This is a genomic window from Streptodolium elevatio (assembly GCF_040649515.1).
Lineage (GTDB): Bacteria > Actinomycetota > Actinomycetes > Streptomycetales > Streptomycetaceae > Yinghuangia > Yinghuangia elevatio.
On record NZ_JBEZFP010000092.1, the window covers coordinates 13,401 to 38,226 of the forward strand.

The 24,826-nt window shown below is 72.4% G+C and carries 22 protein-coding genes; 8 read left to right on the top strand and 14 right to left on the bottom strand.

Going from position 1 to position 24,826, the window contains the following annotated elements; genetic code table 11:
- Positions 1-43: 43 nt before the first annotated feature.
- The 6 genes from AB0C36_RS29100 to AB0C36_RS29125 all read right to left on the bottom strand — a co-directional run bounded on the left by AB0C36_RS29100 (position 44) and on the right by AB0C36_RS29125 (position 6,882).
- A complete protein-coding gene (locus AB0C36_RS29100) occupies positions 44-970 on the bottom strand; it encodes an ABC transporter ATP-binding protein (protein ID WP_358359626.1) in 927 nt (308 codons plus the stop codon).
- Complete coding sequence (locus AB0C36_RS29105; RefSeq protein ID WP_435839137.1) at positions 970-2,019, bottom strand: ABC transporter ATP-binding protein; 1,050 nt, start codon at positions 2,017-2,019, stop codon at positions 970-972. Before AB0C36_RS29105 ends, AB0C36_RS29100 begins: the two co-directional genes overlap by 1 nt.
- Entirely contained in the window at positions 2,019-2,954 is a 936-nt protein-coding gene (locus AB0C36_RS29110; RefSeq protein ID WP_358359629.1) for an ABC transporter permease, read from the bottom strand. The genes AB0C36_RS29105 and AB0C36_RS29110 overlap by 1 nt, the downstream gene beginning before the upstream one ends.
- The gene (locus AB0C36_RS29115; RefSeq protein WP_358359631.1) at positions 2,951-3,901 is read right to left on the bottom strand and encodes an ABC transporter permease; all 951 of its coding nucleotides are present in this window, start codon (positions 3,899-3,901) and stop codon (positions 2,951-2,953) included. Before AB0C36_RS29115 ends, AB0C36_RS29110 begins: the two co-directional genes overlap by 4 nt.
- Positions 3,902-4,010: 109 nt before the next feature.
- Positions 4,011-5,657, bottom strand: coding sequence for an ABC transporter substrate-binding protein (locus AB0C36_RS29120; RefSeq protein WP_358359634.1), 1,647 nt, complete (start codon positions 5,655-5,657; stop codon positions 4,011-4,013).
- Positions 5,658-5,730: 73 nt separating this feature from the next.
- Positions 5,731-6,882: a C45 family autoproteolytic acyltransferase/hydrolase gene (locus AB0C36_RS29125; RefSeq protein ID WP_358359671.1), complete on the bottom strand. Its 1,152-nt coding sequence runs from the start codon at positions 6,880-6,882 to the stop codon at positions 5,731-5,733.
- A 112-nt stretch (positions 6,883-6,994) separates the two neighbouring features.
- Here AB0C36_RS29125 and AB0C36_RS29130 point away from each other — a divergent pair, with 112 nt between their 5' ends.
- The 6 genes from AB0C36_RS29130 to AB0C36_RS29155 all read left to right on the top strand — a co-directional run bounded on the left by AB0C36_RS29130 (position 6,995) and on the right by AB0C36_RS29155 (position 12,187).
- On the top strand, positions 6,995-7,921 hold the full coding sequence (locus AB0C36_RS29130; protein WP_358359637.1) for a MurR/RpiR family transcriptional regulator: 927 nt from the start codon (positions 6,995-6,997) through the stop codon (positions 7,919-7,921).
- Between the two features lie 259 nt (positions 7,922-8,180).
- Positions 8,181-9,839 (top strand): SpoIIE family protein phosphatase, encoded by a 1,659-nt coding sequence (locus AB0C36_RS29135; protein WP_358359674.1) that lies wholly within the window; start codon positions 8,181-8,183, stop codon positions 9,837-9,839.
- A complete protein-coding gene (locus AB0C36_RS29140; protein ID WP_358359639.1) occupies positions 9,836-10,939 on the top strand; it encodes a cobalamin B12-binding domain-containing protein in 1,104 nt (367 codons plus the stop codon). The genes AB0C36_RS29135 and AB0C36_RS29140 overlap by 4 nt, the downstream gene beginning before the upstream one ends.
- Positions 10,936-11,361 (top strand): STAS domain-containing protein, encoded by a 426-nt coding sequence (locus AB0C36_RS29145; RefSeq protein WP_358359642.1) that lies wholly within the window; start codon positions 10,936-10,938, stop codon positions 11,359-11,361. The genes AB0C36_RS29140 and AB0C36_RS29145 overlap by 4 nt, the downstream gene beginning before the upstream one ends.
- A 68-nt stretch (positions 11,362-11,429) precedes the next feature.
- Complete coding sequence (locus tag AB0C36_RS29150) at positions 11,430-11,792, top strand: STAS domain-containing protein (RefSeq protein ID WP_358359644.1); 363 nt, start codon at positions 11,430-11,432, stop codon at positions 11,790-11,792.
- Positions 11,789-12,187 carry an ATP-binding protein gene (locus AB0C36_RS29155; RefSeq protein ID WP_358359647.1) on the top strand — a complete coding sequence of 133 codons (399 nt, stop codon included), beginning with the start codon at positions 11,789-11,791 and terminating at the stop codon, positions 12,185-12,187. The genes AB0C36_RS29150 and AB0C36_RS29155 overlap by 4 nt, the downstream gene beginning before the upstream one ends.
- On the opposite strand, the gene AB0C36_RS29160 is transcribed toward AB0C36_RS29155, so the two are convergent.
- Together AB0C36_RS29160 and AB0C36_RS29165 are read right to left on the bottom strand one after the other, a co-directional pair.
- Positions 12,141-12,671: a DinB family protein gene (locus AB0C36_RS29160; protein WP_358359649.1), complete on the bottom strand. Its 531-nt coding sequence runs from the start codon at positions 12,669-12,671 to the stop codon at positions 12,141-12,143. The genes AB0C36_RS29155 and AB0C36_RS29160 overlap by 47 nt on opposite strands.
- A 327-nt stretch (positions 12,672-12,998) precedes the next feature.
- Positions 12,999-14,270 (bottom strand): ABC transporter substrate-binding protein, encoded by a 1,272-nt coding sequence (locus AB0C36_RS29165; protein WP_358359651.1) that lies wholly within the window; start codon positions 14,268-14,270, stop codon positions 12,999-13,001.
- A 346-nt stretch (positions 14,271-14,616) separates the two neighbouring features.
- Here AB0C36_RS29165 and AB0C36_RS29170 point away from each other — a divergent pair, with 346 nt between their 5' ends.
- Together AB0C36_RS29170 and AB0C36_RS29175 are read left to right on the top strand one after the other, a co-directional pair.
- Complete coding sequence (locus AB0C36_RS29170) at positions 14,617-15,054, top strand: hypothetical protein (RefSeq protein WP_358359653.1); 438 nt, start codon at positions 14,617-14,619, stop codon at positions 15,052-15,054.
- A 521-nt stretch (positions 15,055-15,575) separates the two neighbouring features.
- Entirely contained in the window at positions 15,576-16,823 is a 1,248-nt protein-coding gene (locus AB0C36_RS29175; protein ID WP_358359656.1) for an LLM class flavin-dependent oxidoreductase, read from the top strand.
- A 108-nt stretch (positions 16,824-16,931) separates the two neighbouring features.
- Here AB0C36_RS29175 and AB0C36_RS29180 read toward each other — a convergent pair whose 3' ends face one another.
- The 6 genes from AB0C36_RS29180 to AB0C36_RS29205 all read right to left on the bottom strand — a co-directional run.
- Complete coding sequence (locus tag AB0C36_RS29180) at positions 16,932-18,395, bottom strand: NtaA/DmoA family FMN-dependent monooxygenase (RefSeq protein ID WP_358359658.1); 1,464 nt, start codon at positions 18,393-18,395, stop codon at positions 16,932-16,934.
- A 35-nt stretch (positions 18,396-18,430) separates the two neighbouring features.
- Complete coding sequence (locus AB0C36_RS29185; protein WP_358359677.1) at positions 18,431-19,663, bottom strand: LLM class flavin-dependent oxidoreductase; 1,233 nt, start codon at positions 19,661-19,663, stop codon at positions 18,431-18,433.
- A 163-nt stretch (positions 19,664-19,826) separates the two neighbouring features.
- On the bottom strand, positions 19,827-20,699 hold the full coding sequence (locus AB0C36_RS29190) for a thioesterase II family protein (protein WP_358359660.1): 873 nt from the start codon (positions 20,697-20,699) through the stop codon (positions 19,827-19,829).
- Between the two features lie 115 nt (positions 20,700-20,814).
- A complete protein-coding gene (locus AB0C36_RS29195) occupies positions 20,815-21,291 on the bottom strand; it encodes a nuclear transport factor 2 family protein (RefSeq protein ID WP_358359662.1) in 477 nt (158 codons plus the stop codon).
- On the bottom strand, positions 21,288-21,740 hold the full coding sequence (locus AB0C36_RS29200) for a nuclear transport factor 2 family protein (protein ID WP_358359664.1): 453 nt from the start codon (positions 21,738-21,740) through the stop codon (positions 21,288-21,290). The genes AB0C36_RS29195 and AB0C36_RS29200 overlap by 4 nt, the downstream gene beginning before the upstream one ends.
- Positions 21,741-21,782: 42 nt before the next feature.
- The coding region (locus tag AB0C36_RS29205) for an alpha/beta fold hydrolase (RefSeq protein WP_358359667.1) at positions 21,783-24,826 on the bottom strand (3,044 nt) is incomplete at its 5' end.

Below are 24,826 nucleotides of genomic sequence, written 5' to 3' on the forward strand. Positions count from 1 at the left end.
GCCGCCGCGCGCTTCCGGCCGCCGCGCCTCAGGCCGTCGCGCTTCAGACCGTCGCGCCCAGCACCGCCGCCCGCAGCCGTACGACCTCCGCGGGATCCCAACCCGGCCGCGGCACCGAGCCGACGAGGAGCTGGGTGTACGCGTGCCGCGGCGCGGCCAGGACCTCGGCCGTACGCCCCTGTTCCACGGCGACGCCGCGGTAGAGCACGAGCAGGTCGTCCGTGACGTGCTGGACCACCGCCAGGTCATGGGTGACGAACACCAGCGCCACGTCGGAATCCCGCCGGAGGTCGGCCAGCAGCCGCACGATCTGCGCCTGGATCGACACGTCGAGCGCCGAGACCGCCTCGTCCAGCACCAGGACGCGCGGCCCGGCGGCCAGCGCCCTGGCGATCGAAAGGCGTTGGCGCTGTCCGCCGCTCAGCGCGTGCGGCCGGGCGGCCGCCTCGCGGGAGCCCAGGCCCACCTGGTCGAGGAGTTCCGCGGTACGCCGTGCCCGGGCGGCGCGGTCGCCGAGGCCGTGCAGGCGCAGGACCGACCCGACGCACTGCTCGGCGCTCAGGCGGGGGTCGAGGGAGACGTACGGGTCCTGGAACACCATCTGCACCTCGCGCGCCCGGGCCAGGCGCTGTGCGCGGCCCACGTGCGAGCGGAACGACCTTTCCCGGCCGTCGACTTCGACCGTGCCCCGGTCGGGCGCCAGCAGGCCGACGAGCATGCGGGCGATCGTCGACTTGCCCGATCCGGACTCGCCGACGATGCCCAGCGCGCCGCCCGCCGGGACGGCGAAGGACACGTCGGACGCGGCAACCGTGCCGTCCCCGGGCCGCTCGCCGCGCGCCCGGAACTCCTTGCACAGGCCGTGCACCCGGAGCGCGGGAACCGCGTCCGTGTCGGCGCCCGGCGTCTCCGGATCCCGCGGACTCCACTTCTGCCGGGCCTTGCCGGCCTTCGGATCCACCGGGGACATCACGAACCCACCTTCTCGATGCGGACCACCTGGTCGACCGGATCCGGCCCGGGCCGGTCGCGTACGTCGGCCAGTCGGCAGGCCACCACCCCGTCGTCGTCCACACCGCCGCCGATCTCCCGCGGGAACGGGCGCCACGTCTCGCACTCCGTCTCGGCCGACGGACAGCGCGCCACGAACGGACAGCCCGCGAAGGCGTCGTCGAGCGAGGGCGGCCGGCCCGGGATCGGGCGCAGCGCCCGGGCGTCGCCGAGTTCGGGCGTGCAGGCCAGCAGTCCGGCCGTGTACGGGTGCCGCGGGTCGCGGAACAGCCGCTCGGCGGAGCGCTCCTCGACGACGCGGCCCGCGTACATCACGTACACGCGGTCGCAGTACGCCGCCGCGAGGTGCAGGTCGTGCGTGATGAACAGCATGCCCAGCCCGCGCGCCGCCTGGTGCTCCCGCAGGATCGCGAGGATCTCGGCCTGGGTGGTCACGTCGAGCGCGCTGGTGGCCTCGTCGGCGAGCAGCAGCTCCGGGTCGCCGGCCAGGGCCGCCGCGATCACGACGCGTTGCACCATGCCGCCGGAAAGCTCGTGCGGGAACTGGCGCATGCGCTGCTCGGGGCGGGTGATGCCGACGGCGGTGAGGAGTTCGAGCGCGTGCGCCCGGGCGTCCGCCGGGCGTCGGCCCATCGTGTGGACCATGCGCTCGGTCAGGTAGTCGCCGATGCGGCGCACCGGGTTCAGGGACGAGCGCGGGTCCTGGTGGACCATGGACACGCGGTTCGCCCGGAGTTCGCGCAGTGTGCGCGCGTCCATGCCCAGGACGTCGGCGCCGCCGACCGCGACGGTGCCGGCGATCTCGGCGTCGTCCGGCAGCATGGCCAGGACCGCCTTGGCGGTGGTGGACTTGCCGGAGCCTGACTCGCCCACCAGGCCGACCACTTCGCCGCGGTGCACGCGCAGGTCGACGCCGTCGAGGACGGGCCGCCGGGCGCCCGCACCGGGCAGTTCCACGGTGAGGTCCGCGATGTGCAGCAGCGGGGCCGCGTCGGTTCGCATGGTCATCAGCGCTCCCTCGCGCCCAGGCGGTCGGAGATCCGCACGCCGACGATGTTGAACGCCACCACGACGAGGGCGATCGCCGTACCCGGCACGATGACCGGCCACAACGCCCCCTGCACCAGGGCGGCCTGCCCCTCCTTGACCATCAGTCCCCATTCCGAACTGGGCGGCTGCGCGCCGAACCCGAGGTAGCTGAGCGTCGCCATGCCCATGAGCACCTGGCCGAACATCAGCACCAGGTAGCCGAGCAGCTGCGGCGCGAGATTGGGCACCAGGCGCAGGGCGCAGATCGCCGTGCCGCTCATGCCCTGGACCCGGTACGCGTCGATGTACGGCTTGGACCGCTCGGCCAGCGCGATACTGCGCGTGTACTTCGCGACGACCGGCGAGTACGCGAGGGCCAGCGCGACGACGGCGGTGGTCAGCCCGTCCCCGAACACCGAGACGACCAGGATCACGAACAACAGCCCCGGGAACGCGAACATCACGTCCGTGACCCGGGACAGCAGGGCGTCCACCCACCCGCCGTGCCACGCCGCGACGGTGCCGAGCGCGATGCCGACGACCGACGCGAGGGCGAGGAGGGCGAGGGGCGCGACGAGGCTCGGCCCGGCTCCGTGCAGGACGCGCGAGAGCAGGTCGCGGCCGGACTGGTCGGTGCCCAGCAGGTGGTTCGCGTCCGGGTCGGCGAGCGAGGCGCCGAGGTCGATGGCGTCCGGCGCGTACGGCGAGATCACCGACGCGAGCAGCGCCGCGAGCGCGGTCAGGGCGAGGAAGCCGCTCGCGATCCAGAGCGACAGCGGCCACTTGCGGCGGCGGGCGGACCGGCGGCGGCGGGTCGCCGCGGGCTCGGCCGCGGTCCGCGGGCCGGATGCGCGGCCCGGCGAGCGGGGGTCGGACGACGGACGCCCCGGCTGGGAGTCCTGAAGGAGGGTCATGCGCGGCTTCCTTCGAGGCGGACCCGCGGGTCGATGAGCGGATGGAGGAGGTCGACGACGGTGGTGACGACCATGTAGGCGAGCACCATGAGCAGCAGCACGGCCTGTGTGACGGGGAAGTCGTGCATGTCGATGGACTGCACGAGCAGTGAGCCCATGCCGCTGATGCCGAACGCGGTTTCGACGACCACGGTCCCGGCGAACAGGCTCGCGACGATCAGGCCGCACATGGTCACGACGGGCGCGAGGGCGTTGCGCAGCACGTGGCGGCGTACGACCTTGTGCTCGGCGAGGCCCGCGGCGCGGGCCACCGCGACGTGGTCCTGCTTGTACTGCTCGACCATGCTCTGCCGGGTGACCCGGCTGACGACGGCGAGTTCGCCGAGCGCGAGGGCGAGCGCGGGCAGGGTCAGGTGGTAGAGGCGGTCGGTGAAGCCGCCGCCGGCCCCGGTGACCGGGAACCAGCCGAGTTGCACGCCGAAGAACGCCACGAGGGCGAGGGCCTTGACGAACTTGGGGATCGAGGCGAGAAGCGTGGACACCGCCACGATCACCGCGTCGAGGCGGCCGCCGCGTACCGCCGACACGACGCCGAGGGCGATGCCGGCGACCACGAACAGGACGGCGGAGTAGGCGACCAGGAACAGGGTCGTCGGCAGTCGGGAGGAGAGCAGGTCCGCGACGTGGTCGTTGTATTGGAGCGAGCGTCCGAAGTCGCCGTGCAGGACGCCGCCGAGCCAGTCGCCGTAGCGCACCAGGAACGGGTCGTCGAGGTGGTACGCGGCGCGTACCGCGGCGAGTTTCTCCGGTGTGGCGTCTTCCTGGCCCCCGACCAGGAAGGAGGCGGGGTCCCCCGGAGCCGCGTACAACGCGCCGAAGATGACGAACGACGCGGCGAACAGGGTGGCGAGCAGCCCGAGTGTGAGGCGCAGGGCGCGGGCGGCCATACGGGAGACCTCCGTAGGAGTGGGATGCGGCGGGACGGCGAAGCGGCGTGGCGGGACGGTGGTGCGGCGGGCGGGCCGGCCGGGGTGGCTGCCGGGCCGCCCGCCGGGCTCAGGCCTTGGTGCCCACGTGGGCCAGCCACGGGTACGCCACGTTGGCCATCGACGCGGGCGCGCCGGTGAACTTGGCGTTCACGACCAGGGTGTTGGGCACCTGGACGAGCGGCAGCCACACGGCGTCCGCGGTGAACATGCGCTCGGCCTCGACGAGGAGCCTGGCGCGCGCCGGGTCGTCGATGGTGCGCAGCGCCTCGCCGACGACGCGGTCGTACTCCGGCGAGCTGTAGCCGATCCAGTTGTTGGACGAGCCGGTGACCGCGTTGTCGTAGAAGCCGGCCGGGTCGGACTTGGAGATGTACCAGTCGTCGGCCACCAGGTCGACCTGCTTGCGCAGGCCCACGTCGCTGTAGAGGGAGGAGAAGTCCGAGCCGGACATCGTCTTGATCTCGGCCTTGAGGCCGATCTTGCGGGCCGCGTCCACGACCGCGTTGGCGATCAGGTTTCGGGTGGGCGTGCCGTCGTTGGCCACCACGATCGTCGGGGCGCTGCCGCCGACCTCCGCGACGAGGCGCTTGGCCTCGGCGAGTTCGGCCTCGGTGGGCTGCGCGGGCGCGCCGGTGAGGGCCTCGTACGCGGCCTGGAACGCCTGCTTCTCGTAGCCCCACGCGCCCGGTCCGAGGGGGGTCTTCCACGGGGTGGCGAGCCCGTTGAAGCCGGACTTGGCGATGCCGGCGCGGTCGAGCGCGAGCGAGAGGGCGCGGCGCAGGCGCGGGTCCTGCATGCCGCCGCGCTCGGTCGGGATCAGTGCCCACGCACGGGTCGAGTTGCCGTACGCCACCGTGAGCTGCCCGTTGGCGGCCAGCGGCGGGACCGCGTTCATCGAGGTCAGGTAGGTGCCGTCGGCGGCGCCGGTGGTGAGGCTGTTGACCATCGCGTTCTCTTCGGCCCACGTGAAGGTCGCGGACCTGGTGAGCGGCTTGACGGCCTTGTCCCAGTAGGCGTCGTAGCGGTCGAGGGTGAGCTTGCTGCCCGCCTGCCAGCCGGCCACCTTGTAGGGGCCGCTGCACGCGTCGGCGCGGCCCGGTGTGCCGTAGTCCTTGCCGGCCGCCTCGGTCTGCTCGCGGTCGAGCACGACACCCGCGTTGCCGGCCAGGGCCTTGAGGAACAGTGCGTCCGGCTCCTTGAGCTTGACGGTGACCTCGGCGTCGCCGGACTTGGCGACGGACGCGACGCGCTCGAACTCGTCGGACTCGTTGCCGCCCTCGGCGGCGTGCCGCTGGAGGCTCCAGACCACGTCGTCGACGGTCATCGGCGAGCCGTCGTGGAACGTCACGTCGGTGCGCAGCTTGAGCACGAGGGTCGTCGGGTCGGTGTACGTCGCGCTCTCCGCGAGGTGCGGGCGCGCCGACAGGTCCGGCTGGGTCTGGAAGAGCCGTTCGCAGACGTTGGCCAGCACGATGTTGGAGTTGGTGTCCGAACGCAGGTCCAGGTCGAGGGACTTCGGTTCCTTGGCGAGGAGCCAGCGCAGGTTCTCCACGGCTCCGACCGCGGTTCCGGTGGTGTCGGTCAGCGCGAGGTCGGCGGGCTTGCCGGGGGCGGCGGTGTCGGCCTTGTCGGCGGAACACGCGGTGGCGACCAGGCCGAGGGCGGCGGCCAGGGATATCGCGGCTGTCCTGCGGAGCACTCTGGGGTGGGGCATGCGGCTCTCCGGGAAGTGGTCGGGCGCGGGGCGCAAGGGGTGGGCGGGTCCGGTGGCGGGCGACGGGTGCGGCTCAGTCATGGGAGGGCCCGTCGTAGAGGTTCCAGGGGGCGAGTTGGTACTCGTTCTCGCAGGGGGATCCCGCGGTGACCCGGTACTCGCCGGTGGTCAGGTCCACGCAGCTGGACAGCAGCGTCGCCCACCGGCGCACCTCCGGTCGGGCCGGGTCGGGGTGGGTGCACAGCGACTCGGGGTGGCCGAGGTGGTCGGACATCGCCTCGCGGATGAACTTGCGGGTCTCGGCCGGGTCGGCGGTCTCGCGGCAGCGGCGCAGCCCGGCCTCGGCGCGCGGCACGCGGAGCAGCGAGTCGGGCGCGGAGGGGCGGTAGGTGTGGGCCAGCTGCGGAGGTACGAAGGCCTGGTAGTGGTTGCCGTGCACGAGCAGGCCGTCGACCGGGTACATCCAGCCGTTCGGGCCGGGGGTGGTCTCGACGTCGATCGCGAAGCCGCTGCGGTGGGTGAGCAGGGCGTTCGAGGCGATGTGCGCCCGGGTCCGGAACAGGACGTCGAGGGCGCGGGCCGGATCGGGCGAGTCGAGGACCCGTCGGCGCACCAGGGTCTGGGGGACGCCGACGGCGTGGTCGAAGCGGCCGCCGAGGCCGTTGGCGTTGAGCGCGATGCCTGCCGAGTTGGCGCCTTGGCGGCCGATCTGACCGGCCTCGACCTGCATAATCACGGTGGGTCGGCCGGGCTGCACGATGCGCAGGAGCATGACGGTGTCGCGCACGCCGTACCGCCAGTCCCAGTTCTGCCCGGCGTACACGTGCCCGTCGCCGGCTGCCGGGCCCAGCAGCGCGAAGGAGGTGCACCCGTCGGGCGCGTCCTCGTGGTCGGCATCCGTCATGTCGGATTCCGAGCGCTTGGTCCCCATTGCCGCGAAGGTGCTGTCGTAGATGATCTCACCACGGGCGTTGAGCGCCATGATGTCGGCCACACCGAGGCCGGCGCCCTGGGCGATGCCGTGCATCTCGTCGAGCAAATCGGGGGCGAAGTCGGCGGCGGGGCCGAGCCAGGCCTCGGCGCGGGCGGTGACCTGGCCCCAGGTGAGGCCGGACGACGCGCCGAAGGCTTCCGCGTAGTAGTCGACGGAGGCGGCGATGCGGCCGCGCGCGGCCTCGCCGTACTGGCGCCCGCGCTCCAGCGGCGTGCCCGAGATCTCGAGCATGGGAAGGGACTGGCCTGCCACGGTGACTCCTTGCGGTACCCGACGTCCCGGATCGTGTATTCCAGGATTCAAGTTTGCGGTAACGTGTAATTCACGGTTCAGGAGGAGAGTAATGGCTGATACGCGAGAGTCAAGAGCCGGGCACGAGGAAAACGGCAACCCCGCCCTCGCACGCCTGCGCTCCGCGGTACGGGACAACTGGGAGACCCTGACGCCGGCCGAGCGCAACGCCGCCCAGCACCTGGCCCGCGCCTCCGCCGAGCAATTGCTCTTCGCCAGCGCGCAGGACCTCGGCACCGCGATGGGCACGAGCAGCGCGACGATCGTGCGTACGCTCCAGCGCCTCGGCCTGGGCGGGCTGTCCGGCCTCAAGCGCGACATCGCGGCCGACTTCAACGCCGACGTCGCGCCGGAGGACCGGCTGCGGCAGCGGATCGCCCGGGTCGGCCAGGACCTCGACGGGGTCGTGGCACGGGTCTATGACGAGGCCGCCGAGCGCCTGGAGCACGGCCGGGCCGGCGTCGACCACGACAGGTTCCGGAGCGCGGTGGAGTTGCTGGCGCGCGCCGAGGAGGTGTTCGCGTACGCCGTCGGCGCGTCCGAACTCGCGGGCCGACACATCGCGCTGCGCCTGAACCGCATGGGCCGACGGGCGCGCTTCGTGGGCGCCACGGGCTTCACGCTCGCCGACGAACTGCTGCACCTGCGCGGCGGCGACGTCGTGGTGCTGTGCGTCCCCGGGCGCATGCTGCGCGACATGGAGGTCGTGCTCGAACGCGCCCGACTCGTCGGCGCCCACACCATCGTCGTCACCGACGAACTCGTGGAACGCCTGGCCGACGACGCCGACGTGGTCCTGTACGCCCCGCACACCCCGGCCGGCATCACCGCCGAGTCACTCGCCGCAATCGTCCTGTGCGACGCCCTGCTGCTCGCGGTGGCCTCCCTGGACGAAGGCCGATCGATCGAACACTCGCACCAACTCACGGTGCTGCGCGGACAGTTGCTTCAGCCCAAGGAGAGCCGCCAACGCCGGTGAGCACGCGACGGCGCGGTGCGGGGCCGACGCACAGCGCCCCCGTCGCCGAACTGCGCTCCGCCGTGCCGGGGCCCCTCACGGCGAGGTGTCCGACGCCTGATCGGGACAGCACGGCGAACTTGGCGACCCCCCACCCGAAATGACGTATTTGGCCCTCGGAGGGCCGGTGTGGGTTGATGCTTGCGTCAACTTGCGGGAGTCTTGACGGATGTCTCTCTGACGAAGGGTGGTCAGGCTCGCGGGAATGCAGGCCGAAATTATGACGAGTGTCGAAGGCTCCTCGCGCTTGGCGCAGAGCTTGCTGTCGTCCGTGGGCGCTTCGTGGATGCGAGCGCCCTACCCCGCGCTGGTCGTTGACGCGGCAGGTGCCGTCGTGGGTTCCAACGAAGAGGCCTCCCGGCTGTTCCCGGAGGCGGTTCGCGGCACACCGCTCGAAGCGGCGGCCCCTCACTGGCTCGTGCAGGCCCATCGGCGCGTCGCCGCCGACGCCCGCAGTTCCGCCGCCCCGGTGCACGGTTGGCACGGCGATTCGTCGCTGGAGGCCCACCCGACCCCCGGTCCGGACGGTGAGGTGGTGTGGTGGCTGATCGACGACACCGACCGACGTCTGGCCGAGACCGCGCTGCGGAGCGAGCAGGAGCGCACCGCCTTCCTTGCCGAGGCATCCTCCCGTCTGCTGGCCTCGCTGAACCCCGAGCGCTGCATGGAAGTGGCGGTCGAGCTGGCGGCCGAGTCGTTCGCCGACGCCGCCGTCCTGGTCGCCCCCTCGACGGGGCGGCGCCATCCGCTCGCCACATCCTCGGGCGGCGGCCGGTCCACCCGCCGGTCGGCGCGGATCGACCCCGAGATGGTGCCCGGCCTGGCCGAGGCGCTCCAGGGGTTCCCGCCGGTGCCGTCGCGCTGGATCGACCCCGCGGCACTGCCCGACTGGGCCTTCCCCGAAGGGTTCGCCGGGCCGGTCGGATCGGTCGTGGTCACCCCCCTTCCGGGGCACGGCGTCCCCGCGGGCGCGCTGATCCTGCTGCGCCGCAGCGACCATGCCGCCTTCGACGCCTCCGAGGAGATCTTCGCCCGGGTCTTCGCCGCCCGCGCCGGCGCCGCCTTGTCCGCGGCCCGGCTGTACCAGGAGCAGAGCGGCGTCACCGCGACCCTCATGGCGGAGTTGCTGCCGCCGACCCTGACGCAGGTGCACGGCGTGGAGTTCGCCGGGGGCTACCGCGCCTCGCAGGACACCGAGCGCGTCGGAGGGGACTTCTACGACGTCCACCCGGGTGCCGACGCCGGTCAGCAGACGCTGGCGGTCCTGGGTGACGTGTCCGGCAAAGGGCTGGACGCCGCCGTCCTGACCGGCAAGATCCGCAACACGCTGCAGGCGCTGCTCCCGCTGGCCGACGACCACCAGAACCTGCTGCGGCTGCTCAACGGGGCCCTGCTGAACAGCCACCACACCCGGTTCGCCACGCTGGTGCTCGCCTCGGTCCGCCGCCGCGGAGGGCTCACCGCGCTGCGCCTCACCTGTGCGGGCCACCCCGCCCCGCTGATCGTGCGGCACGACGGCACGGTCGAGGAGGCCGCGACCGTCGGCACGCTGATCGGCGCCCTGCCCGAGACGAGGTCCACCACCGCCGAGGCGGCCCTGCGGCCCGGCGAGACCTGCCTGCTGTTCACCGACGGCGTCACCGAGGCCCGGGGCGGACCGTTGGGCGACACCATGTTCGGCGACGAACGCCTGCGGACCGCACTTGGCGAGTGCGCCGGAATGCCCGCCGAGGCCGTCGTCGAGCGGATCCAGATGCTCGTCGCCGAGTGGCTCGACGGCAATCGGCACGACGACATCGCGGTCATGGCCATCACCGCACCACGCACCGCGCATCTCACTGCGGTGAACGGACACACTCCGGGCAGGTACACCTCATGACCAAAACACCCATCGCCGTAGAGGACGGCCAGTTGCTGGAGCAGGCGCGCCAAGCGCTGTGGCAGGCCGTCACCGAGCGCGACGAGTACGCCGCCGGCCAGGCCGTCTTCGCCCTGCAGGACGCCGGGGTCAGCGTCGAGGACGTACTGCTGGACGTCGTCGTCCCCGTACAGCACAAGGTCGGCGCCGAATGGGCCGCCGACCGCCTCACCGTCGTCCAGGAACACGCGGCCACCGCGATCCACGAGCGCGTCATCGCCGCGCTGTCGCACCGCCCCCGGGAGACCGGCCCGCCCGGTGCCGCCGGCACGGTCACGGTCTCCTGCGTGGAGGGCGAGTGGCACGCGCTTCCGGCCCGCATCGTCGCCGAGGTGCTGCAACAGCGCGGGTACCGGGTCGACTTCCTCGGCGCCCAGGTCCCCACCGCCCGGCTGGTCGCGCACCTGCACCAGACCGCGCCGGCGGCCCTGGCCCTGTCGTCGTCGTTGCCCACGCGCCTGCCGGACGCGCACAAGGCGATCACCGCCGCGCAAGCGGTGGGCGTGCCGGTCCTGGCGGGCGGCGCGGCCTTCGGGCCTGACGGGCGCCACGCCCGCCAGTTGGGCGCGGACGCCTGGGCCCCCGACGCCCGCGCCGCCGTCGCCGTACTCGACCGGGGCCTGCCGCGCCCCCGGACCGGCGCCATCCGGCAGACCGTGGACGACCTGCCGCACCTCGTCGACCAGGAGTACACGCTGGTCGCCCGGCAGAAGCGGCAGTTGGTCAAGAACACCCTCGCCGGGCTGGACGGGCGACTGCCCGCGATGCGGGCCTACAGCGACGCGCAGCGCGAGCGCACCGCCGAGGACATCGGCCACATCGTCGACTTCCTCGCCGCCGCGCTCTACACCGACGACGCGCGCATGTTCCGCGGGTTCATCGCCTGGACCGGCGACATCCTGGAGGCACGCGGCGTACCCGCTCGCGTCCTCGACCCCGGTCTCGCGCTCCTCGAGGAAGAACTCAAGGACTTCCCCCGGGCCCTCGGCTTCCTCGCCCAGGGCCGCGCCGCCTTGCGCGGCGACACGTCCCCCGCCCCCGGCCCCCACCCCACCGTATGACGACACATCCTGAAGAAACCTTCGACCTCCACGCCGGCCGGGACTCGGCCGGTGACGGACACATCCGTGTCGCCGGCGACCTCGACTGGGAGACCGCCGACGAACTTACCCGGGCCGCCCGCGACCTCCTGCACGCCGGCCCCGCACCCGGACGCCTGCGTGTGGCCTGCGCCGGGCTGACGATGTGCGACTCCATGGGGTTGGCGGCGCTGCTGATGATCCGGCGCGACGCGGCCGCGGTCGGCACCGCCCTGCACCTGGACGACCAACCGCCGGTCCTGCGGCGCCTGCTGGAGATCACCGGCACGGCGTACCTGTTCGGAGGGTCGGCCCTGGGCGAGGAACGCCCGGACGCCGACGAGTGGCAGGCATCGGACAACTACTCCTCGGCGCGGCCCTCGCAGGCGCCGCCGCGGCAGTGAAGCGGCCGGCGCGGCGAACGGGCGACCCGGATTCCCCGTCCGGACGCACGCCTGTGAGAATTTCGCCGATGAGGACCGATGTGACCGTGACCGTGCTCGACGACCTGCGGATCGTCCGGGTGGCCGGAGAGTTCGACGCGGACGAGACCGATGCCCTGACCGAACGGCTCGCCCTGCCGCCGGAGGGCTCCGGCGGCACGATCGTCGACCTGGCCGACGTCACCTTCGCCGATTCGTCGTTGCTGCACACCCTCCTCACCGCGCAGGCCGATCACGTGCGGGCCGGGATCCCCCTCGTCCTCGTACGACTCTCCCCCTTCGTCGAACGCCTGCTGGACCTGACCGACACCGCGCGCGCCTTCCGCGTGGCCGGCGGCGTCCCGGAGGCCGCGGACCTGATCCGCACCGACGACGCCGGTGTCGGCCCGTGAACAGCGCGCCGTCCGGGCCCACCAGCGCCGCTTCCCGGGCCCGGGCCCGCGTCCGGGAGCTGCTGCACGGTCTCCACGGCCCGCACCCGCCCACCACGCTCGTCGACGACGTGATGCTCGTCGTCTCGGAACTCGTCACCAACGCCGAACGCCACGGGGGCGGCCTCGTCGCCTTCGACGCGTGCCTGGCCGACGACGCCATCGTCATCAGCGTCACCGACGCCTCGCCGGAGCTCCCGCGCACCACCCCGCGCGAACGGTCCGCCGCCCCCGGCGGGTTCGGCTGGCCCTTGATCCAACGGCTCGGCCGCAAGGTGGACGTGACGCGCGGCGAGCACGGCAAGACGATCAGGGTCGCGATGTCGACGGGCCACCCGGCCGCCGAGCCTCGGTAGGAGTCGCCGCGTCGGCCTGCTCGCGCAGGATGTCGCCGTGGCCGGCGTGGCGGGCGAACTCCTGGATCATGAGCAGATAGATCCACCGCAGGCTGACGGTGCCAAGGACGGGATGCTGCCGGGTGTCGTCGAGGCCGACGTCCGCGGCGATCTTTCGCGCGCGGTCGCCGGCGCGCTCGAACTCCGCGACGACGTCGGCGACCGTCTCGCCGTCGTCGACCTCGAAGCTGGCCTCGCCCACCATCGCTCCGTCGCACTCGGACTCCGGCAGCCCTCCCAAGATGTGCTGGAACCACTTCCGTTCCGCGAACGCGGCGTGCTTGACCAGCCCGATCGACGTGGTCATGGACGGGACGAGACGACGGCGGGCCTCTGCCTCGGACAAGCCGCGCACTGTGTCGACCAGTTCGGCCCGCATGTGGTCGAGCAGGTATTCGAGCAGCGGGCGCTCGGGACCGTCGGTGAGACGAGTCGGGTCGTGCATCTTGGGTGCTTCCTTCCGTGGACAGTATGGGAGACGGGCACGCGGGCCCGGGTCGAGCGGAGTGGTGGTGGCGGGGGCGACGCAGGTGTGGGTGACGGTGTGGCCGTCGCACCCGAAGCGGGTGTCGACCGGGATCCCAGGGCGACGAAACGTCGTCGACGACCGAGGCGATGACCGGCAACCGGGCCACCGCGACGAGGGGACCGGCTCCGCCTCGGACTTCGTGTCCGGGCTGCCGCAGATGTCCCGCCGGACAACACGCTACCCCAACGGGCGGCGGGAGCGGAGTCCGGCGGGAACGGGATCCGGCGGAAGGGATCCGGGGGGTCAGTCGGCCTGCGGGAGCACGTACGCCTTGACGCCGGGGACCTCGTGGGCCGGTTCGACCGTCACGAGGCCGCCGGGCTTGGACTTGTCCACCTTGAGGATGAAGGTCTGGTACGACGGCGGCGTGCTGTTCGACGAGAAGTCCAGCTTCAGCCCCAGTCCCACGTCCATGCCGGTCTGCTTGCGGTGCGCCGCGACGAGGCCTTCGCGGGTGAGGTCGCCGGCCGCGCAGGCCGCCCTCAGGTCCTCGCCGAAGATGCCGGCCGCGGCGTATCCCGAGATGACGCCCTGGTCGACCGGCATGCCGGGGAACTTCGCGAGGTAGTCGGCGGACAGTTTGGCGACGGCCGGCAGGTCCGTCGAACTGACCGGCGGTGCCGGGCTCGCGATCACGAGGCGGGTCTCCATCGGGGCAGCGGCCACGGCGAGGAGCTGCGGATGGAAGCCGACCGAGTGCGACAGCACCGGGACCTTGAGCCCGGCCGCCTCGGTGCCGACCATGACCGGGGCGACCTGCCGCGGTCCGGAGCTGATGACGATCGCCTTCACGCCGGCCGACTTGAGCGCGGTGACGACGGCGGTCATGTCCTGGTCGGTCGGCTTGACCTTCTGCTCGACGACCGAGACGCCGGCCGCCTGCGTCGCGTACTTGACGCCCAGCGCGCTGTTCACGCCGAACTCGTCGTCGCTGTAGATGTGTCCGACCTTGTCCCCGGCCGCAAGCGGCGTGGTGCGCGCCAGGTATTCGAACCCGTTGATCATCTCGATGTCGTACGTGGTCGCGGTGACCTGGATGAAGTCCTTGCCGAGCAGCGTGGACGCCCACGCCTGCGGCAGCGTCAGCAGGCCGTCGCGCTCGATGTCGTCCTGGAGTTGGGTGACGATCGCCGAGCCGACCAGCTGCGATATGCCGATCACCTTGCCGGACAGTTCGGTGTAGGCGGTACGCGCCTTCTGCGCGTCGTACGCGTGGTCCTTCACGTCCATGACGACCTTGCGGCCGCAGATGCCGCCGGCCGCGTTGATCTGGTCGAAGTAGAGCTGCTGGGCGTTGGTGACGCTCTTGCCCAACGGTGCCTGCGGCCCGCTCAGGTCGGAGAGTTCGCCGATGTGGATCTCGGTGTCGGTGACTCCCGGCCCGGTCTTGATCCCGGTGTTCTCCGCGCCGCCGGGGGTCTTCGTGTCGTCGTCCTTGGCGCTGCACGCCGTGACGGTCAGCGCCAGCGCGGCGAGGACCGCGCAAACGGCTCTGGTGCCCGAACCTGGCTTCACGAGTCTGCTCCTTGGGGGCTGCCTGGTACGCGGACGGGTGGCGGCGCCACGACCGGCGGACAGTCCGGTGCCGCGTCGGCGACCGGCGTCTTGCGCCTGCGGAGGTTGCCCATGCCGAGCACTCCTCTCGGAGTCGCCGAAATCATGGAAGGCACACTGATACAAATCCTGTTGCTGCGTATCACGCAGCGAAGCGGAAGCGGATGGCGAGCACAAGCCTTTGTGCGGGGGAACTTTCGGAGGACCACCGAGTTGTCGGCTGTCCACGGGCGGGCGGTGGTATCCGTACCCCTGGCGAAGCGTGGCGTTTCGCGGGCTCGGTGATCGGCGTGGGTAGAGCAGCGGAATGAACCTCGGGGAACCGGAAGGCGGCAGCGGCGCCGATGCGGACGAAAGCGCGTCGGTGCCACCGCCCTGCGACAGCTGCGGAACGGTGTCGACAGCGAAGGCGGGGCCGCGGCCGGGGCCGCGCGAAGGCCCGTACGTGGCCGTGCTGGCGGACTCCTCGTGGATCGATCCGGTCGACCCCGCCCAGGACGGCCGCCGTCCGGTGGTCGCATGCTCGGGCCGGTGCCTGGACCGGGTGCGCGCGGTACTTGCGTCCCGCCCGTACACCACGGTCGAACTGTGGGCGGGCAAAGTGACCCGCGCCGTGACGGCGAGTCAAGGTCCGCCCGTACGTGCCGAGTTGGAACGCGCGACCGGGTTGACGCCGCCGCAGATTCGCGCGGCCTACGACTGGCTGGAGGAGCACGGCATCTGGCTGGAGCGGCACAGCAGATGACCTGCTCCTTCGGACGCCGTGGGAATGCGGTCCACGGGCGGTCCGGGCCGCTTGCCCGACTGGCCTTGTTGCCAGGGGATTTCGAGGTTGTTGCCGGGTGTCCGTGGCGATGGACAACGCCGCGCGGCCCGGGTTAGCTTCCGGACCACGGCTGTTCACAGGCCGGAATCCAGGGATTGGGGAGGCGCGATGCGGCCTACCAGGCTGCCGCTGACGCTCCTGACCAAGTGCCTGCCGATCGACCTGCGTCGGTCGGCCAGTTCCCTCTGTCGCTGACTCCCCGTCCGGGCCCGTACGCCGAACCGCGGCGACCGCCCGTACCGCAGACCCGGCAGCGCACCGGGCCCGCCGGACACACCGGGTGCGTGCGGCGGCTTCCCCGACTTCCTATCCCACCGCCGGAATCCGCTCCACCGCAACGCCGTTCCGCCGTATCGCCGTTCCGCCGTCCGCGCCGCGTTCGAGCCGCCGCCGCGCCCGGCTCCGAGGGCCGGATTCCCGCACATCGGAGGAGAGCAATCATGAGCCCCACCCCGCTGGCCGTCCTCGACCTCCTTCCGCTCAGCCAGGGAGAAACGTCCCGCGACGCCGTGTCGCACGCGATCGATCTGGCCCGCCGCGCCGAGGAGTTCGGGTACGCCCGCTACTGGTTCGCCGAGCACCACTTGAACCCGGGAGTGCTCGGCGTCGCGCCGGCCGTGGCGATCGCGCTGGTCGGCCAGGCGACCCGGAGCATCCGGCTGGGTTCGGCCGGCGTGCAGTTCGGGCACCGGACGCCGCTGTCCGCGGTCGAGGAATTCGGACTCCTCGACGCCGCGTTCCCCGGTCGGCTCGACCTGGGGATCGGACGCTCGATAGGACGCCGAGCGCCGGACGGCACCGCGGACACGCCGGCCGACGGCACGTCCCAAGCGCCGGGCGACGGCGCCTCCCAAGCGCCGGGTGACGGCGACGCGGGCGGTCGCGTACCGGACTCCGGCACGCAGGCCATCGAGCGCTACCAGGCCGGCCGCGGCACCTCGGACCATGACCGCCGCACCCCCAACGGCCTGCTGCTGCCCAGGAAGTTCGACTTCACGACGACCGTCGACCCGGCCCGACTCGGCGCGCTGCTCGGTCTGTTGCAGCAACCCGGTGCCTGGACACCCGGCTACGACGAGCAGATCGAGGAGGTTCTCGCCCTCCTCGGCGGCACCTACCGCGGTGCCGGTGGTGTCGAGGTGCACGCGTATCCGGGTGAGGGCGCGGACCTGGAGGTGTGGGTGCTGGGCGCGTCCGGCGGTGCGAGCGCCCGGATCGCCGGGGTGCGGGGGCTGCGGTTCGCCGCGTCGTACCACCACAGCCCGAGCACGGTGGTCGACTCGGTGGAGGCGTACCGGTCCGCCTTCCGCCCGTCCGCGGCGCTGGCCGAGCCGTACGTGTCGGTCTCCGCCGACGTGGTGGTCGCCGAGGACGACGAAACCGCCCGCCACCTGGCCGCCGGGTACGGCCTGTGGGTGCGCAGCATCCGCCGCGGCCTGTCGGCCGTCCCGTTTCCGCCGCCGGACGAGGCGCTCGCCCACGTGTGGAGCGACGAGGACCGCGAGCTGGTGCGCGACCGCGTGGCGACCCAGTTGGTGGGGTCGCCGGAGACGGTGGCCGATCGGCTGGAGCAGCTGCGGGACGCCACCGGGGCGGACGAGTTGGCGGTAACGACGATCACGCATCGGCATGCCGACCGGGTGCGGTCGTACGAGTTGCTCGCGAAGGCGTGGGCCGACCGCGCCTGACGCACAACGGGCGCCCCGGAGTGTTCTCCGGGGCGCCGTCCCTGGTGTCGTCCGATGTCGTCGGGCGTCGTCTGGTATCTGCTGGTGTCCGCTGGTGTCGTCAGGGCCTCATGAGGCGGCCTGCTCCCGGCCGGCCTCCCGCACAAGCCGCGGAGGGCGGCGCAGCCCCAGGTGGTCGCGCAGCGTCTCGCCGTCGTACTCGACGCGGAACACGCCGCGTTCCTGGAGCAGCGGTACGACCGTGTCCGCGAACTCGTCGAGGCCGCCGGGGGTGATGTGCGGAACGAGGATCACACCGTCCGCGGCGTCGTTCTGGACCAGTTCGTCGATCTGCCCGGCGACCGTCGCCGGACTGCCGACGAACGAGTGCTTGCCGAACAGTTCGACGACCAGCTCGCGCGAGGACAGCTTCTTGGCCTCGGCCAGCTCCCGCCACTCGGCGGCCTGGCGCAGCGCCTCGCGTCCGGCCACCGATCCGGCGCGCCCTTGGGACAGTTCGGTCTCGCCGAGGTACGGGTCGACCAACGGGAGCGGACCGTCGGGGTCGTGGTCGGACAGGTCGCGGTTCCAAACCCGTTCCAGGAACGCGATCGCGGTCCGTCCGCTGACCTGTTGGCGGGATACGGCGTACGACAGCTCGGCCGCCTCGGCGTCCGTGTCACCGAGCACGAAGGTCGCGGCGGGCAGGATCTTCAGGTCGTCGTGGGACCGTCCGTGGCGGGCGAGGCGGGACTTCACGTCACGGTAGAAGGCCTGGCCCTTTTCGAGTTCGGAGTACCGACTGAAGATCGCGTCGGCGGACGACGCGGCGAACTCGCGGCCTTCGTCGGAGTCGCCGGCCTGGAATATCACCGGACGGCCCTGCGGGGCCCGCGGCACGTTGAAGCGGCCGGAGATGGTGAAGTGCCGGTCGTCGTGGGCGAATCGGCCCGCGTCGGGGTCGGCGAGGAAGGTGCCGGACTCCTTGTCGGCGACGATCTCGTCACCCTGCCAGGAGTCGAACAGCTCCCACGCGGTGTGCAGGAACGTGCGTGCGCGCTCGTACCTCTGTTCGCGCGGGAGGAATCCCCCGCGCCGGAAGTTCTCGCCGGTGAAGGCGTCCCAGGAGGTCACGACGTTCCACGCCGCGCGCCCCGCCGAGAGATGGTCGAGGCTGGCGAACTGGCGGGCCACTTCGTACGGTTCGTTGAACGTCGAGTTGATCGTGCCGGTGAGGCCGAGGCGTTCGGTCACCGCGGCCAGCGCGGCGAGCACGGTGAAGGTGTCCGGGCGGCCTACCACGTCGAGGTCGTAGACGCGGCCGTGCTGTTCGCGCAGCCGCAGTCCTTCGGCCAGGAACAGGAAGTCGAACTTGGCGCGTTCGGCGGTCCGCGCGAGGTGTGCGAAGGACGCGAAGTCGATGTGGCTGCCCGACCGCGGGTCGCTCCACACCGTCGTGTTGTTGACGCCGGGGAAGTGCACGCCGAGGTGGATCTGCTTGAGCGGCTTGCCCGTCGGGCCGGCCCCGTGGCCGCCGGTGGACCCCGGGTTGCCCCGGGAGTCGCCCTGGGGGCTGTTCTGGACGTTGCTCATGACCGTGGGTACCTTTCAGACCGAGGGACGGGTGCTCAGGTCCGCGCGTAGCGGTTGGCCGGGCGTTCGAGTCCGAGCAGCCCGCGCAGCGTTTCGGCTTCGTAGGCGGTCCGGAACACGCCGCGGCGCTGCAACTCCGGCACCAGTCCGCGCGTGATCCCGCGCAGGTCGTACGGCAGTGCCGCGGGCCGCAACCGGAACCCGGAGAGCCCGGCGGCACGCCGGTCGAGGAGCAGGTCGGCCAGTTGCGCGGGGGTCCCGGCGAAGATCTCCGCGTCGCTCGTGTACGCGGCGCCCGCGGTCTCGTCCAGCCGGTCCCGGCGGGCCCGGGCGGCGCTCTCCGAGTCGTCGACGAACACCACCAGTTCGCCGAACACGTGCAGCGGCCGGTCGGCGGATCCGGCGGCGTCCTGGGCGGCGCGGATCCCCGCGACGATCACGCGCGCCTCGTCGGTGCCGTGCGGGGTGATGTAGCCGACGTCGGCGGAACGGGCCAGGAGCCGGTGCCCGGTCTCCTGGTGCACCAGCGCGGTGACCAGCGGCTGCCCTTGCGGCGGTCGCGGCGTGATCGAAGGGCCCTTGACCTGGAACCAGCGGCCCGCGAAGTCGATGTAGTGCACCTTGTCCCGGTCGATGAAGCGACCGGTCGAGGCGTCGCGGATCTCCGCGTCGTCCTCCCAGCTGTCCCACAGCCGGCGCAGCACCTCGACGTAGTCGGCGGTCTCGTCGAACGCGTCCGCGAGGACCGCCTCGAACCTCTCGGCGGGGCCGGTGAGGAAGTCGACGTCCGGGACCTCGCGCCGACCGAACAGCGCGATGTCGGCCGGACGCAGCGAGACCTGGGCGCGAAGCCCCGCCCGGCCGGTGCTCGCATAGTCGAGCGTCGCCACGGCCTTGGCGAGGTGGAACGGCTCGGTGTGGGTCACGACGACGGTCGGGACGAGGCCGATGCGGCTGGTCAGCGGGGCGACCCGGGCGGCGACGAGGACGGCGTCGAGGCGTCCCCGGACCCGGTCGGTGCGCCGGTCGGCGTGCTGCGGATGGTCGGACTGGAAGCCGAGGGAGTCCTCGAAGGTCGCGAAGTCGAGGAGTCCGGACTCGGCTTCGCGCACCAGATCGGTCCAGTACGCGGCGCCGAACAGGTCGGCCGGGCGGGCGTCCGGCTCCCGCCAGGACGCCGGGTGCCAGCCGGTCCCGTCGAGGGCCACGGCCAGGTGGAGAGGTACGTCGATGTCGCTCCCGGGCTGTTCGGGTGTTGCGGCGGTCATGGCGAACTCGCTCTCTGTCATGGGAGGTTCGGCGGTGCGTGCGTCGGCCGACGCGCAGCCCACACTCTGCGTCCGCCCCACGCCTCAAAGCGTGGCAGGCAGTTGTGAACGTCCCATGTCCCGATCCCCGCCCCGGCCGGACAAGGCCGCCGAACGGTCGGCGTCAGGTCGTTCGGCCTTCGCCGGGCCCGCTGTCCGCGATCCCGAGCGCGGCGGCCAGGTGGGCGGTGACGGCGGTTTGGTGGTCGGTGAGGTAGAAGTGGCCGCCCGCGAAGGTGTGGAGCGCGAACGCGCCGCCGGTGTGGTCGCGCCACGCCGCGGCTTCGTCGACGGACACCTTGGGGTCGGCGTCCCCGGTCAGCACGGTGATCGGGCAGCGCAGGGCCGGGCGCCCGGAGGGGTCGGGGGCGTAGCGGTAGGTCTCGACGGCCCGGTAGTCGGCACGGAGTGCGGGAATGACCATGCGCAGCAGTTCTTCGTCCTCCAGCACCGCGGAGTCGGTGCCGCTCAACGAGCGCAGTTCGGCGATCAGGGAGGCCTCGTCGTACGCGTGCACGCGCTCCTCGCGGTGCCGGTCGGGGGCACGGCGGCCCGAGACGACCAGGGCGGTCGGGTTCGCGACGCCCCGTGGGTCGGCTGCCAGGCGGCGGGCGACCTCGAAGGCCACGACGGCGCCCATGCTGTGGCCGAAGAGGACCAGCGGTACAGCACGTCGGCCTCCCGGTCCCGCTGTCGTGCCGATGCTGCGCACGATCGCCTCGGCGGAGAGGTCCGCAAGGCGTCGGATGTCCTCGATCGGGGGCTCGGTACGCCGCTCCTGCCGTCCCGGGTACTGCACGCTCAGGACGTCGGCGCGGCCGCGCAGCGCTGCCGAGAGCGGGTACCAGAAGCTGGCGGACCCGCCGGCGTGGGGGAAGGCCGCCAGGCGCGGGAGTCCGGCGTCGTCGGTGGCGTGGAACCTGCGGATCCAGGCGGCCGGGTCGACGCCGGAGGCCGGGGGCCGTCCCGGGGCGGGCGGGGAGGTTGTCGCGGTCACGGGATGTCTCGCCTTTCCTGCGGGCAGATGTGTCGTCGGAGGGGCCGGTCGCCCGGCCCGGGGCCGCCGGGCACTGTGGGTGTCCCGGCGGCCCCGGCATTGCGTAGGTCGGTTGTCACTCCTCGGCCGGCACCGCAAGGCGGCCGGGCGTCGGTCGCCAGGGCTCCAGGAACTCGTCCGACAGCTTCACCGCGGTCAGGGGCGGGTTGCGGGGGACGGAGATCCGGTACGTGATCCGCCAGCCGTCGTCCGTGCGTTCGACTTCGTCGAAGTAGTCGCCCGCGTGGACCGTGCCGTCCACGAGTGTGGCGATGTAGCGGCTGCGTACCCGTACCTTGTCGTCGTCGCCGACCAGGACGACCGAGTCGTGGGTCTGGTGGTCGGGGGTGTCCGGCCTGCGACGCCGGGTGAACGCGGCCGCGGCGGCGAGGCCGGGGACGGAGTAGCCGGCGCCGATCGTGTTCTCCACCGTGACGTCCGTGCTGAAGGCCTCCCCCAGGGAGTCGATGTCGTCGTTGTCGAAGGTGTGCGCGAACTGGGCGAGCGCCTGGTGGATGCCGGCGATGTCGGCGGCGGTCAGCACCCGGGTCATCCGTCGAGCTCCTTGGTGAGCGGGAAGTCGACCGTGAAGGCGACCTGTCCCTCGGGGCGGGGCGTGCGCTGGATACTCCTGCGGTACCGGATCCGCCAGCCCTCCGGCGTCCTCTCGAAGATGTCCAGGAACTCCCCGCTGGTGAGCCTGCCGTCGGGCTTGACGCCGATGTAGCGGCTGCGCGTCTGCACGCGGCCTTGCCCGTCGACCGCCACGGCGGTGTTCAGGGTGTGGTGGTCGGGTGCCGCGTCGCTCAGCCCCCGCGCGTACGCCGCGAACTCGGCGATGCCGCGGTAGGTCCGGTTCGGCCCCGGACCGGACTCGACGACCACGTCGTCGGTGAACACCAGGCCCAGTCCGTCGACGTCCCGGTTGTCGAAGACATGGGCGAAGAGGGCGAGGGTCTGGTGGATCGCGGCAAGGTCTGCCGGGGTCGGGTGGGTCGTCAAGACGGAACTCCTCGGTTGATGTGCGTCACTTGCTCGCGCCGGTCAGACGGGGGCGGGGGCCAGGGAGCCGACCCATGCGGCGATCGCCCGCGCGGTGTCCTGCGCGTGGTCCTCGAGAACGGTGAAGTGGTCTCCGGTGATCGGGACGAGGTCGTGGGCCACCGGCCAGTACGCCCGCCAGTCCCAGCGGCCCTCGGGGTCGATCACGGTGCCCTTGATCGGCTGCTGCCCCTGCGCGGCCATCGTGGGCGTGGCGATGGGGCGCGGCTTCCAGTCGGCGAAGATCCGCTGGTACTGGCCCATCGTGCTGAGGTTGACGTCGTCCAGGTACATGTCGTACTGCGCGATGCGGTCCAACATGCCGTCGATCATCGCGGGCAGCCACCAGTCCATGCCCGGCTGGAGCGCCGCGTCGATCGGGAAGGTGTCGATGAGTGCGAGCCCGACCGGGAGGACGCCGTCGGCTTCCAGCTGCCGGGTGACCTCCTGGGCGATGCAGCCGCCCATGGACCGTCCGACGACGACGAACGGGGCGTCCCCGACCACGGCCTTGACGCTGTCGACGTGCAGCCGGACGAGCGTTTCGGCGCTGTCGGGCAGCGACTCGCCCCTGCCGAACCCCGGTGTCTGGAGGACGAAGACGTCGCGCTCCCCTTGGAACGCCTGCGCGAAGCGGGCGTATTCGTGGGGCCCGGACAGGGCGCTGACCGAGGGGAAGCAGACGATCTTCGGTCCCCCGTCGCCGGTGGCGAGGCGCAGGACCTTCTTGGCGTGTGCCGCTCGCTCGTCCAGGGTGAAGAACGTGCGCAGTCCGGCCGCGGCCATGATGACCTCGGCGGACGTCATGTGCTTCTTCGCGCGGCACAGTTGGACGTAGAAGGATGCCAGCGCGGTCTGCGCCCGGGCCTCGGCATCCGTGGCACCGGCGCCGTCGGTGGCCGCCGTCCCGGGCTGTTCGGCGAACTCGGTGGGTTTTCCCGGAGCTTCCCCGAACTTCTCGGAGAGGAACCCGGCCAGGGCCCGCGGAGTCGGATGGGCGATCGTCAACGTCGCCGGCAACCGGAGTCCGGTGGCGTCGGCGAGACGGTTGCGCAGTTCGACGCCGGTGAGCGAGTCGAGACCCACCTCGAGAAACGCCCTTTCGGGGTCGGTGACTTCGTGGGCCTCGGCCGCGGAGTAGCCGAGGATGACCGCAAGTTCGGTCCGCACCAGGCCGAGAAGCTCTTCTTCCCGCGCGAACTCGGTGAGCCCGGCGAGACGTTGCGCGAGAACCGCCGAGGAGGTGTCGGAGGTCTGGCGTGCCCGTCGCCGTTGCGGGGCCGGACGTACCGGTCGGGACGTGCTCGAGCCGCGGCTCCGAGCGCCCACGACGCGGAGGCGCGAAGCCGCTCCGCGGTCGGCGGGCACCGTGCGCGACACGAGCGAGCCCACGGTGAGCACCGGCGCGCCGGTCCCGTCCGCGGCCTCCAGGGACAACGCGTCAGGCCCCGTCGTGGTGACGCGTACCCGCAGCGCGTCGGCGCCCGAGGCGTGCAGGCGCACGCCGCTCCAGGCGTACGCGAGGCTGTTGCCCGGCTCCTCTCCCCGTGCGCGGGCCGCCTCCAAGGCGTCGACCACGGCGATGTGCAGCGCGGCGTCCAGGAGCGCGGGGTGGATGCCGAACCGCGCGGCGTCGTCGGTCTGGTCCGAAGGCAGCTCGACCTCGGCGAACAGGGCGGTGTCGGTACGCCACGCGGCACGCAGTCCCTGGAACGCCGGGCCGTAGTCGAGGCCGGCGTCCGCGAGCAGGTGGTAGGCGTCCTCGACCGGGATCGGTGTGCCGCCCGCCGGCGGCCAGTCCGCCGACACGGCGGACGGCACGGCCCCGTTCTCCGCGGCGGATCCGGTCGGCGGCTCGGGAGCCAGGAATCCGCCGGCGTGGCGGGTCCACTCGGGAATCCCGTCGTCGTGCGACGTGGCGACTCCTTCGACCGCCTCCTGGGCGGACGGTGCCTCCGCCCGGGACAACACGGCGAAGCGGCGTCGTCCGTCCTCGCTGGTCGCCCCGACCGCGACGCGCAGATGCACGCCTCCGTACTCGGGCAGCACCAGCGGTGATTCGATGACCAGTTCGTCGATCAGGCCGAGGCCGACCTGATCGGCGGCGAGGACGGCGAGTTCGAGGAACGCCGAGGCGGGCAGCAGCACGGTGCCGCGCACCGCGTGGTCCGCGAGCCACGGCTGCTCGCGCAGGGAGAGCCGCCCGGTGAGCAGGAGGTCGTCACCGTCGCCGACGTCGACCGAGGCCAGGGCCAACGGGTGGTCGACACTCCGCAATCCGAGTGCGGCGGCCGCGGCCGAGGTCGTCGTCTCCCGCCAGTAGCGGCGGCGCTGGAAGGCGTACGTCGGCAGGTCCACCAGGCGGGGCCGCCGAACGGCGGCGAAGGCCGGCGTCCAGTCGACGCGGACGCCGCGCACGAAGACCTCGGCCAGCGAGAGGTGGAACCTCCGCAGGCCGCCGTGGCCGCGCCGGAGGGTCCCGGAGACGACGCGGGACGCGGACGCGTGGCCGCGCTGCCCCGTCTCGGCGTCGAGCGTCTCCTCGATGGCCGACGTCAGCACGGCGTGCGGGCTGACCTCGACGAAGACGCCGTGCCCGGCGGCGGCCAGCGCCCGGACCGCGTCGCCGAACCGCACGGTCTCGCGCAGGTTGGTGGCCCAGTAGGCGGCATCCAGGGATGCGGTGTCGAGCCAATCGCCCGTGACGGTCGACCGGAACGGCACCTGGCCCGAAACCGGCGCGATGCCTGCCAGGTCCGCGACGATCCGCTCCCGGATCCGGTCCACCTGCGCGGAGTGGGATGCGTAGTCCACCGGGATCAAGCGGGCCCGGCCTCCCTCGTCCGTCACCGCAGTGACCAGTGCCGTCAGATCGCCCGACGGGCCGGAAACCACGGTCTGCCCCGGGCCGTTGACGGCCGCGACCGACACCCGCCCCTCGAACGCCGCGATGCGCTCCTGGACGCGGTCCTCGGGCTCCGCAACCGAGGCCATGCCGCCGCCCAGCCCGGACAGTTCCAGGATCGCCCGGCTGCGCAACGCCACCA